Genomic DNA, 11,001 nt, shown 5'->3' on the forward strand with positions numbered 1-11,001 from the left:
CAGATCGATTGTGGGTGAAAAATTCCCTGGATCCCGAAGTCGAAAAACTACGTATCCCAAAATAGGTGCGGTTTAAACCGTGTTGTCGGAACCACGGACAGCCAACTATTCTATCTATGGAGTGAATCTGTTGTTTTCCTCTATTGGATGAAACAGGTAAATACCGTCTCTGAACGTCAAACACATTTTCATAGAGAAACGCTTTCAGATCAATATGGAAATTTACACCTTCCATCGCGCCTGAAAGAATGGGAACTTGACGAAAACGGGCTGTGCAAATCCTTCAACGATGATGAACGCATCATTTTTGATAACGTAAATGCACAAGAGTGGATCGATCCCGGAACCACTCTTTTCCGCTGGCTTGCCAATCCAGTTTCCGGCACCACGTTCATCTGGCTCATCGACGGCCATGGACGACTGATCATTGGAAAAGAAAGACCTGTAACCCCTGATAATCCCGACAACATGTTGGGACACCCCGCACTGGTCGCGGGAGGCCGCGCCCGTATTGCCGGGGAACTGAAATGGCATGAAGAAAATCAGTACTTCATGGTCAACAACCGGTCCGGACGTTATACAAAAAAAAGCGCCGATTCCGAGAAAAAAGAACATTTGGAAAGGGTCGTATCCATATTGAACAGGATCGCGGATGTCTGCGAACAAACGATCACGCACCGCTTCGTCATCGAATACGATCCTGATTACGGCGCAAATCTGGTCAATTCAGTCTTTGACCTACGCAATGAGGTTCTGGCATACCTCAGTCTTCCCAACTTGAGCCTTCGCAAAAGCGGCGAAGAATTGGGGCGTAAACTTGCAATCTCCACCAGCATGAAAAACAAACTGGAGGAGGTTCCTCGATTGGCTAACGAGTGGAGCCCTCCCGATATTCGAGTCACGATCATTTCTGCCCATACCTTGATCTCGTGGTTGGACCGAGTTCCCGAGCATGATCCCAATCTTGCCGACCAGCTATCCTCGTCCCTCGCCAAATGGTACAACCTCGACAGTGAAGAATTACATAATGCGATACTCGAAATATACGTCATCTTTCTGTCCAAATGGCCGGTCAGGAACACAATGATGCGGGAGACCGTGGAACACTTTGCCACGAAACACGCCTTTTCAACGGACACCCAAAATCCGACACTGAAACGGATTCGTGAATTCCTCGCCAGCAACTAAAATTCCAGGCCCCCTGGTTGACGACATTGACTTTTCGATCAACAATTAAACATATATTTTATGTATTTTTTTATGGGTTTCCTTAACGAACAGCAAAAATCAAGCCACGAGCAGCAACTGTTTCCTCCTTCAATCACTTGCATGTCTTGATATTTTTTTCATCAGGGTATTCATTTTTTTATTTGGACAATTGACGCGGGCAGGCGCGTATGGTAAGATATGTACGGTGAATTTTCTCTGAAATGCGGTTGCGTTCTTTTTTGGCTCGATTCGTGCAGACACTCCTCCGATTAAGAACGCTGGAGGGGCCTCTCGACGATTCTTCCCATCCACTCTGTCATGGAGGTTCTAAAATGGTCGATAACGTGTGGTCCGAAGAAAATCTACGCAAAGTGGCGGCTCAAGTGTGGGAATCCGTTCAAACATCGGCATGCCACTCTCGATGGGAACCTCTGCATCGCGAGGACCGGGAACATCAGGAAAAAAGCGAACGAAACATGCGGATGAATCCTGTCCAGTTGGCTCGGACTTATGTCTCAGCTGTTGACCAGCCTTCATTTCAATAATACTTCGTTTTCTTGCTGAAGTCAAGATCTACGATCAACTTCATGAAAACCGGCGCAAGTCAAAACAGACAAGCGCCGATTTTCCCTGGGCCTTCCCCCTGGTTTCCCATGATTAGGGTTCTTCTCCCCTCCCCCCCCCCGTCATCGCGCCTCCGGAGACGCATCTCCCAACTTGAAAAAGGAGATGGCGTTGAAGAGTTGTTCCGCCTGCCCGGCCAGGAGGCGCACCGATTGTGACAGGGTTTCCGCCTGACGGGCGTTTTCCTGAATATGGGTGTCGAGACCGCCGATCGATTCGTTGACTTGTCGCGTCCCCTGGCGCTGCTCGGTCGAGGCATGGGCAATCTCCGCCACCAGTTGCGCCGCCTTGTCGATCTCGGGGACCAGCGCCTGCAACAATTCATTGGCCCCCTGCGACACCGTGACACACTGTCTGGCCAATGTCGTGATCTCCCCCGCGGCCATCCGGCTCCGCTCGGCCAATTTCTTCACCTCTCCGGCCACCACCGCAAAACCTTTTCCCGACTCTCCCGCCCGCGCCGCCTCGATAGCGGCATTGAGCGCCAACAGATTGGTCTGCCGGGCGATGTCCTCGATGACCGAAATCTTTCCCGCGATCTCCTCCATCGCCGCCGTCGCCTGATGGACCGATTGCCGTCCCGCCTCCGCCTTCGCGGCCACCGCGCCTGAAATCTCCCGGGCAACGTTGGCATTCTCGAAATTCTGCTCCGTCCTGGCGGCAATCTCCTCCATCGCCGCCGAGGTCTCCTCCACCGCCGCCGACTGCCGCGTCGCCGAAACCTCCAACGCCTCCGCCTCCTCCTGCAACATCAGACTCTCGTCATGCACCGTCTCGGAAGTCGTCCGTATATCGTGAATAATCCCCCGCAACACCCCGATCAACGAAAACGTCGTCTGCAATAAACGTGATATTTCATCCTTGCCCTCGACATGGCAGGTAATGCCCAAATTGCCCGCCGCCACCCCGTTCAGCGCCATGCCACACGTCTCAAGCGGACCGACAATGCTCCGTATCAGCAGCCACGCCAATGCCACCCCGAATACCGTCCCGAGCCCAATCACCCACCCGATCACCCGCCGCACATGCCACGTTGCCGCCAATGTCTCCCGCGACATCCCCTCCGCCCCCTCCACCTGCCATGTCCGCAGCGTCTGCGTCCGCTCCTTCAACACATCCGAAGCCTCGTCAAACGCCTCCATGATCCGATTGCCCGCCTCCAATCCTTCATTCATGTAGGCGTGGGCCATCCGCTCCCCCGTGGCATACAATTCATTGAACGCCACCTCCAACGTATCAAGAAAATGGAGCCGATCCGCGGATCCCTGATCATGTTCGCGAAAACGCCGCAAACCCGCCCGGAACACCTCCGCCGCATCACGGGCATCCTGAAATCCATCCGCATTGTGCGTCGCCGACACATCCGTCAACCACTGCTGCACCTCGATCGTCGCCGCCACCATGTCGTCCGCCACCACCAGCAAGGGCAGCGATACCTTTCCGGTTTCTTCCGTCCGGATCATCACCGTGCGCGTCGCCTCGAAAATTAAAAAATTTCCAATCCAGCCGACGACAAACACAATCAAGAAACTGACAATCAACCTGTGGCGAATGCTCATCATGTTCATGGCGACCTCACTGGATTCCCGAACAAATTTTCGCGGAAAGGGGCGTTTGCCGGGCCTTTCAAGTTCATGAATGTTAGTTTACATTCCTTGCCGTTCTCCTGTCCATAAACAATATCTTGTCCTGGAAGAAAATGACATGCCCAATCGTTCCCCACGCCCGAGGGCAGGTGAAACGGCCATGGATGCACACGCCATGATCCTCGCATGAAACCTGCGAACGGAGTATCATTGGGTGGATGATGGGTCCATGATGATTTCGCCCCCGATCTCCCGAGTTGCCCGGACATGCCCGCCTCCCGATTTTCCCTGTTTCTCTTCAGTAAAAATGATTTTCTCGTTGCGGCGCTTGTGGCCCTGATCACGACACTCATGATTCCCTTGCGTCGGGAACTGTTGTTGGCCAACATTCTGGTCGTTTACCTTTTTCTCGTTTTTTTGACTGCCCTGAAAATGGAGCGGCGGTCTTCGATCCTTGCCTCCATTTTCAGCCTCATCGCCTTTTTCTATTTTTTCCTTCCGCCGCATTCCTCTTTCGCGATCATCGACCTGCAATACCTGTTGACGCTGTTTTTCATGCTGTTCATCGCCCTGATCACCAGTCATCTGACCTCGGGTCTGCGAACCCAGGTGGTGCTCGCCGAAAACAGGGAACGCCGGATCCGTTCATTGTACGAACTGGCCAGTTCCCTGACCGGAATTGTGACCTCGGAACAGTTGTACCCCTCATGCCGCCACTTCATCCGGGAAAATTTCGATGAAGAATGCATCCTGCTCCTGCCCGATGCCAACGAATCGCTGAAACCAGTGGTCCCCCCGGGCGACCGCATCGATATTTCCCTCGCCCGGAAACTCTTTCAATGCCCACCCGGCCCCTGGACGGACCTCTTTTCCCGGCATGACGCGGGTCACCTGTATCTTCCCTTGCCCGGAAGCGAGAAAAATCAGGGCATTCTGATCATGGGACCACCTCCATCCACCAATCCCCTGTCCGCGGAACAGGAATCGCTGCTCAAGACCTGCCTGTCCTTCGTCGGATTGGTCCTGGAACGCCTGGATTATGCCGCCCGAGAACGCGAAACCCAGATTCGCATCGAATCCGAACGCCTGCGCAACGCCTTGCTGGCCAGCCTTTCCCACGACATCCGCACCCCGGTCGCCGCCATGGCCGGCATGGCCGATGCCATGCAATTGAGTTTCCCCCCGCTCGGGGTACACCATCAATCCATGCTCGACGGCATGCGCCATCAGATCGCCCTGATCCTGTCGGATGTCGATAAACTCCTCGACATGGCACGACTCCACCGCGATATCGTCACCCTCAACAAGGAATGGCAGGTCCTTGAAGAGGTCGTCGGCGCAGCGCTCAAAACAAGCATGAACGTTTTGACCGGATACGATGTGCAGGTCACCATGGCCCTGAATATACCGCTCATCGAGTTGGATGGCATGATGATGGAACGGGTCTTTTGCAACCTGTTGGAAAACGCCACCCGTCACACCCCCTGTGGCAGCCGCATCGACATCGACGCCTTCGTCGCCGGGAAGAAGGTCATCGTCCATGTTTCCGACAATGGTCCGGGCCTCCCCACGGGACAGGAAGAGGCCATCTTCGCCAAATTCGTCCATGCCAAAACGACCACCGGCTCCAGTGGCGTCGGACTGGGTCTCTCCATCGTCCGGGCGATCATCATGGCCCATGGGGGAACAATTCGGGCGCATAACCTGCCTTCCGGTGGCGCCCGCTTCGAAATCACCTTGCCCATCGGTGAACCACCCGCCGTCACCCTGGATACGGAGGAACTCCAATGACCGAATCCCCGCAAAATGTCGTCCTGATCGAGGATGAAAAAATGATTCGCCGTTATGTCGCCATGGCACTGTCGGCTTCGGGATTCAAGGTCTGGGAATCGGAAACGGCGGAACAGGGATTGCTGGAAACCGCCTCCCGTCGTCCCGACCTGATCATCCTCGACCTGGGTCTGCCCGATCGGGATGGCGTCGATGTCATTCGGGAAATGCGCCTCTGGTGCGAAATTCCCATCCTGGTGTTGTCGGTCCGGACCGAGGAGGTGCAAAAGGTCGCCGCCCTCGATGCCGGGGCCGACGACTACCTGACCAAACCGTTCGGCGTTCCCGAATTGCAGGCCCGCATCCGCGCCGTCCTGCGCCGACGTTCACGTCAGGATGGTGGCGGCGACATCGAGGAAGGAATCTTCGAATTCGGCAATATCCAGGTCGATATGATTCATCGCCGGGTCAAACGCGGAGAACAACCGATTCATCTGACCCCGATCGAATACCAGATCCTCACCCTCCTGGTCGCCAACGTCGGACGGGTGCTGACCCACCGCTTCATCCTGCAAAAAGTCTGGGGTCCCGATTATGTCGATCGCCCCCATTACCTGCGGGTCTTCATGGCGGGATTGCGCCGCAAGATCGAGGAAAATTCCTCCAATCCCAAACACCTCATGACCGAAATCGGTATCGGCTACCGCCTTGTCCGACAATAAAAATCATAAAAAAAACCCTTGTTCCGGACATTCATGGTAGACGTTGCTGGATCGTATGGGGTAAAGTCTCCCGAAGGAGGAGAACCAGACATGGGAAACACCATTGCATTCGATACCCACGCCTACATCAAAAAACTTCGGGAAGCAGGCGTGGATGAACGGCAGGCGGAAATCCAGGCCGAAGCCCTGGTCGAGCTGGTGGAAGATCGTCTGGCCACAAAACGGGATGTCCTGGACCTGAAACGGGACCTCAGGGAAATCGATGCCAAAGCGGAAACCAGATTCAAGGAACTCGACACCAGAGCGGAAACCAGATTCAAGGAACTCGACACCAGAGCGGAAACCAGACTCAAGGAACTCGACACCAAAGCGGAAACCAGACTCAAGGAACTCGACACCAAACTGGAAACAAAACTCAAGGAACTCGAACTGCGAATGGTCCTCAAGATGGGGGGGATGATCCTGGCGGGGATCGGCATTCTTTTCGGCCTGATGCGGGCGTGGCCCTTGCCGGTCCAGTTCGCCCCTGTTGCCCCCCAGGAGATACGCCAGACCGTTCCCCAATCCTTGCCAGGGAAATAATTCCCGCGGCACGGAAAATGACCTTGGGCGACCATGTCACAAGGGTTTCAGTTTCTTGAACGCGAACAGGACCATGCGCAGCAAGAGGGCGCCATGGCGAAAACGGAGGATCTGCGTTTCGCCATAGGATCGGGCGCGGTAGCGGATCGGGACCTCGATGATCCTGAGATTGGCCTTGGTCGCGCCGAACAACAGGTCAAAATCGCCAAAAGGATCGAACTCCCCGAAATAATGCCGGTTGGCGGCGATCTGTTCATAATCCCGCCGGAACAACACCTTGGTGCCGCACAGGGTGTCCGAGATCGGCTGGTTGAGCAGCCAGGAAAACAGCTGGGAAAAAAACATGTTGGCCCAAAGATTCAGGGTTCGCATCGCCTCGTTTTCCAGGGGATAGATCAGGCGCGATCCATTGACGAACTCCCCTTTCCCCTGGACCACTGCCCGATAGAATTTCGGCAAATCCTCGGGTGGAACCGTCAGGTCGGCATCCAGGATCATCAACACCGTCCCGCGTCCCGCGGCAAATCCAAGCCGTACCGCATCCCCCTTGTTGTTTCCCTTCTGCTTGAAACATTTGATGTCCCGATCGGGATAACAGGCAATCACCCGTTGAATCTCCTCGAAGGTCCCATCCTGACTGTGCCCCTCGACGAAAATGATTTCCATGTCGCGACAAAAACGGGGAATGCGACGAATGGCCGCTTCAATGTTGCCAAATTCGTTGCGGCACGGAATGACGATGGTCACCGAGGGTTCCTCCATCTCCCCCCGGGGAACGGGACGGGCGACGAAGATCCGCCGCAGACACAAATGGCGCACCAACGGCAAGGTGCCCAGGGTGTGGTTGATGATCCTTTCGAGCCCAAAGAAAGGGAGGGGCAGCCATTGCCGCCACTCCCGCCGTACCAGTTCCAGATTGGCCAGCGACAGAAATCCCTGTATCTGACGCGAGGTGAGCCAGTTCTGCACCGGTGACGGCATCCGCCACCCAAGCCGACCCCCCAGGCGCAGCACAGGTTCCCAATATTGATTGTAGTGGGTGATGATGATTCGCGTCCGTGCGTCACACAAGGAATGAAGGCCCAACAGGGTCTCCTCGACATCTTCCAAATGTCCCATCACGTCGGACATGAGGATAAAATCGAACGGTCCCTCGATCCGGCGCAGGGCCTCCCGATCCTCCATGTCGGCACAAACAAACGTCAGATCGGGATGGTCGGCCCGGGCGATCCGAATCATCTCGATGCTGAAATCGACGCCGACGCCATGGGCAGGGGCTAGGGCTTGGAGCATCTGCCCGGTACCGCACCCCAGTTCCAGGACCCGTTTGCCCTCCGGGATCAAAAATCGCAGGTACCGGGTATCGTCATCGTAGAAACAGGCGTTTTTTTTCAACCAGTTTTTCCGCTGCGGCGCCAGTTCGTCGAACAACCGTCTCAGCTCCTGTTTCTTGTCCGATTCCCTCATATCCGCGAATCCCGGTCACGCACATCCATCACTGCCAGCCCCTTGGCACGATCGATCAGCCGTCCTTTCATAAAAAAAATCATACTGGCGAAAAAGAACATGATCGCGGCAATGGCCAGTTCCTCATTGCTGTAGCGTATCAGCCCCCCTTTCCAACCCGAAAGGATCGAAAACAGCAGCCCTCCCGCCAGGGTCATGAAGCCACAACCGAACAGGTAGTGGTTGCGAATCATGTTCACCGTGGCGGAGGTCCCCAGGGTGGCATTGACATAGGCGATGGCCTTGAACCGTTCGTCCTGGGGATGCCCGACCACGATCACCCGGTCTCCCTCCCTGATCTCGTTTCCCCGGGCGCGTCTCAGGGAGAATTCAATCTCGACATACCGGCCATCGATGTGCAGGGCAATCATCGAGTGTCCATGGTGATCGAGCATGGTTTGCACATTGAGGGCCATGCCCACGAGGCGTTCCAGCGTCTTTTTTTTGTTCTCCATGGCGCAACGCTCCAAAAACCTTCAGGTTCCATCCCCAACCCCACCGAAGCGGGAGAACCGATTCAAGCCCTGTCCCATTCGTGTTCCAGTGCCCAGGCGACCCGGTGGAGCAGTTCCGCCCAATCGCCCGCCACCCGTTGTCGCAGCAGCCGCATTCCGGGATACCACGGACTTTCTTCCCGATCCAGGAACCAGCGCCAATCGGCGACCTTCGGCAACAACAACCACACCGGACGGCCCAAACCTCCCGCCAGGTGAACCACCGCCGTATCGACCGCGATCACCAGGTCAAGATGGACGACAAGGGCCGCCGTATGATCAAAATCATGCAACCAGCCCGAGGCATCCAACCACCCGCCCCCCCGTCGCGCAAAAAGCGCCACCTCCTCCGGTGTCGCATCCTTCTGCAACCCGACGAGGCGCCCCGGAACCGTTGCCAGCCCCGCCGCCAACGCCGCCGCCGTCATGGAACGGCGACGATCATTGCCATGCCGGGGATCACCACGCCAGGAAATACCGATCTTGAGTCCGGACAGAGGCGCCAACCATTCACGATAAGTCCGCCCCAGCCCCCCATCCGCCGTCAGATAGGCCCTCCCTCCCGGGAGCGACTCCAGCGTGATGTCCAACACCCGGGGGAGACTCAACAACGGTATTTGCCAGTCAAACAGTCCGACATCGGCGACATCACCGACAAGCCGGTCGATCCCCGCGATCCGGGAAAATAATCGTTCCAGGGCCGGGGGGCAACACACCACCACGCGACCGCCACGGGCCTTCACCTGCGGCACGAAGCGGATGAATTGCAGGCTGTCACCGAATCCCTGCTCGCAATGGATCAGAAGGGTCTGGCCGGGAAACGCCCTGCCATCCCACTGCGGTGCCGTGAAACCGTGCGGGATAAACCCCCTTGTCCGCCAGCGCCATTCATAACCGGCCCATCCCTCCCGGAACGCCCCGAGTTGCAGATGCGACAATCCCTCGTTGAACAGGGTGTCGGGACAATCGGGTTGCAACCGAACCGCCTGACGATAATACGGAAGCGCCAGATCGGGCCGCCCCTGTTTTTGCCAGGCGTTGCCCAGATTGTGGTACCCCTGGGGTGCGGTGGGATCCAGAGTGATGGACTGACGCAAATGGACAATCCCCTCCTCCTCCCGACCGATTTCCACCAAGGCATTGCCAAGATTGGCATGGGCTTCGATCATTCCTGGCTGCAACGTGACCGCCCGATGATAACAGGAAACCGCCTCTTCAAGGCAGCGCGCCATCATGTAAAAATTGCCCAAATTCACGTGGTGGCCCGCAATGTCCGGCGCCAACAACACGCCAAGTTTCAGGTTCTCCAGGGCCTCGTCGAATCGCCCCAACCGCGCCAGGGCCATGCCCAGGTTGCCATGGACCTCCGCCTGATCGGCATGAAGGGCCAGGGAACGGCGATAGTGGATGACCGCCTCCACGTCGCGGTTCAGTCGGCCCAGAACGATCCCCAGGGTGTTCAACGCCCCCGGATTGTCGGGTTTCACGGTCAGGGATCGTTCGATCAGGGGAAGGGCAAGATCATCCCGTCCCTTCTGGTGGGCGACGATCCCCAGAAAATGAAGGGCCTCGGGATGATCCGGATGATGGTCGAGAATCTCCCGATACAGGGATTGCGCCTCGGCCAATCGCCCGGCGGCGTGGTATTGCACGGCACGTTGTAACAGTTCCTGGATCACGGTCGCATGAAGGTCATGAGTCGGCCTGGAGCTTTTTTCAGGAGAAACAACAAAAGCGCGACAATAACCCCACCACCCAACTTGCTCTCCCCGATGCGTCGCGGACGAAAGGTAAACGGAACCTCGCCGATGGCGATCGATCGATCGGCATGGACGACGATGTCGAGCAAAATTTTAAACCCCTGTCCCTCCAGTCGGGGAAAAACCTGGTCCATGACTTTGGCGGTCACCATGAAGAAACCACTCATCGGATCGGACAGGCGCAATCCCAGAAGCAGGTTGGTCAGCGCCGTCGCCGACCAACTGATGAATCGACGCGACAGGCCCCATTCGCCGACACTGCCCCCCGCCGCATAGCGCGTCCCGACGCACACATCGTCCCCGGCGCGAATCCTGTCCAGCATCAAGGGCAAACGGGACTCGTCATGTTGCAGATCGGCATCCATGACCGCATAGACCGGCGCTCGCACATGACGCATCCCCTCGATGCACGCCGACGAAAGCCCCCGCCGCCCTACCCGCTTCAAACACGACACCCGAGGATGACGACGCCCCACCTCCGCCACCACATCGGCGGTCTTGTCGGGAGAATCGTCATCCACGAAGAGGACCATCCAGTCGATACCTTCGCAGGCGACATCGAGACGCGACACCAGAGGGCCGATGTTGCCACTTTCGTTGTAGGTCGGAATGATCAATGCCAGTTCGGGCATATCAGGCCTTTCTTGACGGTTCGAACATGATACCCTTCAGGCAAAAAAGTCAAAGGCAAAGTCAAAAACATTGGGGGCTTCGCCCCCAAACCCCCACTGGGAAGGGGAAACCCCTT

The 11,001-nt window shown here is 56.6% G+C and carries 9 protein-coding genes; 4 read left to right on the forward strand and 5 right to left on the reverse strand.

Going from position 1 to position 11,001, the window contains the following annotated elements:
- Nucleotides 1–147: 147 nt before the first annotated feature.
- Complete coding sequence (locus HQL76_17430; GenBank protein ID MBF0110952.1) at nt 148–1,188, forward strand: hypothetical protein; 1,041 nt, start codon at nt 148–150, stop codon at nt 1,186–1,188.
- Nucleotides 1,189–1,895: 707 nt separating this feature from the next.
- On the opposite strand, the gene HQL76_17435 is transcribed toward HQL76_17430, so the two are convergent.
- Nucleotides 1,896–3,401 (reverse strand): methyl-accepting chemotaxis protein, encoded by a 1,506-nt coding sequence (locus HQL76_17435; protein ID MBF0110953.1) that lies wholly within the window; start codon nt 3,399–3,401, stop codon nt 1,896–1,898.
- A 285-nt stretch (nt 3,402–3,686) separates the two neighbouring features.
- On the opposite strand from HQL76_17435, the gene HQL76_17440 reads away from it, so the two are divergent.
- The 3 genes from HQL76_17440 (at nt 3,687) to HQL76_17450 (ending at nt 6,493) form a co-directional block, all read left to right on the forward strand.
- Nucleotides 3,687–5,210, forward strand: coding sequence for a DUF4118 domain-containing protein (locus HQL76_17440; protein MBF0110954.1), 1,524 nt, complete (start codon nt 3,687–3,689; stop codon nt 5,208–5,210).
- Nucleotides 5,207–5,911, forward strand: a complete 705-nt coding sequence (locus HQL76_17445) for a response regulator (protein ID MBF0110955.1) — start codon at nt 5,207–5,209, stop codon at nt 5,909–5,911. The genes HQL76_17440 and HQL76_17445 overlap by 4 nt, the downstream gene beginning before the upstream one ends.
- A 90-nt stretch (nt 5,912–6,001) precedes the next feature.
- On the forward strand, nt 6,002–6,493 hold the full coding sequence (locus HQL76_17450) for a hypothetical protein (protein ID MBF0110956.1): 492 nt from the start codon (nt 6,002–6,004) through the stop codon (nt 6,491–6,493).
- Between the two features lie 36 nt (nt 6,494–6,529).
- Here the strand turns inward: HQL76_17450 and HQL76_17455 are convergent, their stop codons facing one another.
- From HQL76_17455 to HQL76_17470, 4 genes are all read right to left on the reverse strand, one after another.
- Nucleotides 6,530–7,960: a glycosyltransferase gene (locus tag HQL76_17455; GenBank protein MBF0110957.1), complete on the reverse strand. Its 1,431-nt coding sequence runs from the start codon at nt 7,958–7,960 to the stop codon at nt 6,530–6,532.
- Complete coding sequence (locus HQL76_17460; GenBank protein MBF0110958.1) at nt 7,957–8,454, reverse strand: hypothetical protein; 498 nt, start codon at nt 8,452–8,454, stop codon at nt 7,957–7,959. Before HQL76_17460 ends, HQL76_17455 begins: the two co-directional genes overlap by 4 nt.
- A 62-nt stretch (nt 8,455–8,516) precedes the next feature.
- Nucleotides 8,517–10,172: a tetratricopeptide repeat protein gene (locus HQL76_17465; GenBank protein MBF0110959.1), complete on the reverse strand. Its 1,656-nt coding sequence runs from the start codon at nt 10,170–10,172 to the stop codon at nt 8,517–8,519.
- Complete coding sequence (locus HQL76_17470) at nt 10,169–10,885, reverse strand: polyprenol monophosphomannose synthase (GenBank protein MBF0110960.1); 717 nt, start codon at nt 10,883–10,885, stop codon at nt 10,169–10,171. Before HQL76_17470 ends, HQL76_17465 begins: the two co-directional genes overlap by 4 nt.
- Nucleotides 10,886–11,001 lie beyond the last annotated feature (116 nt).

This window comes from Magnetococcales bacterium, assembly GCA_015228815.1.
GTDB lineage: Bacteria > Pseudomonadota > Magnetococcia > Magnetococcales > UBA8363 > UBA8363.

What these genes read in the sequence shown, in the direction of transcription:
- HQL76_17470 (MBF0110960.1), bottom strand. Translation starts at nt 10,885, where the DNA reads ATGCCCGAACTGGCATTGATCATTCCGACCTACAACGAAAGTGGCAAC.
- HQL76_17455 (MBF0110957.1), bottom strand. Translation starts at nt 7,960, where the DNA reads ATGAGGGAATCGGACAAGAAACAGGAGCTGAGACGGTTGTTCGACGAA.
- HQL76_17435 (MBF0110953.1), bottom strand. Translation starts at nt 3,401, where the DNA reads ATGAACATGATGAGCATTCGCCACAGGTTGATTGTCAGTTTCTTGATT.
- HQL76_17440 (MBF0110954.1), top strand. Translation starts at nt 3,687, where the DNA reads ATGCCCGCCTCCCGATTTTCCCTGTTTCTCTTCAGTAAAAATGATTTT.
- HQL76_17430 (MBF0110952.1), top strand. Translation starts at nt 148, where the DNA reads ATGAAACAGGTAAATACCGTCTCTGAACGTCAAACACATTTTCATAGA.
- HQL76_17450 (MBF0110956.1), top strand. Translation starts at nt 6,002, where the DNA reads ATGGGAAACACCATTGCATTCGATACCCACGCCTACATCAAAAAACTT.
- HQL76_17445 (MBF0110955.1), top strand. Translation starts at nt 5,207, where the DNA reads ATGACCGAATCCCCGCAAAATGTCGTCCTGATCGAGGATGAAAAAATG.
- HQL76_17460 (MBF0110958.1), bottom strand. Translation starts at nt 8,454, where the DNA reads ATGGAGAACAAAAAAAAGACGCTGGAACGCCTCGTGGGCATGGCCCTC.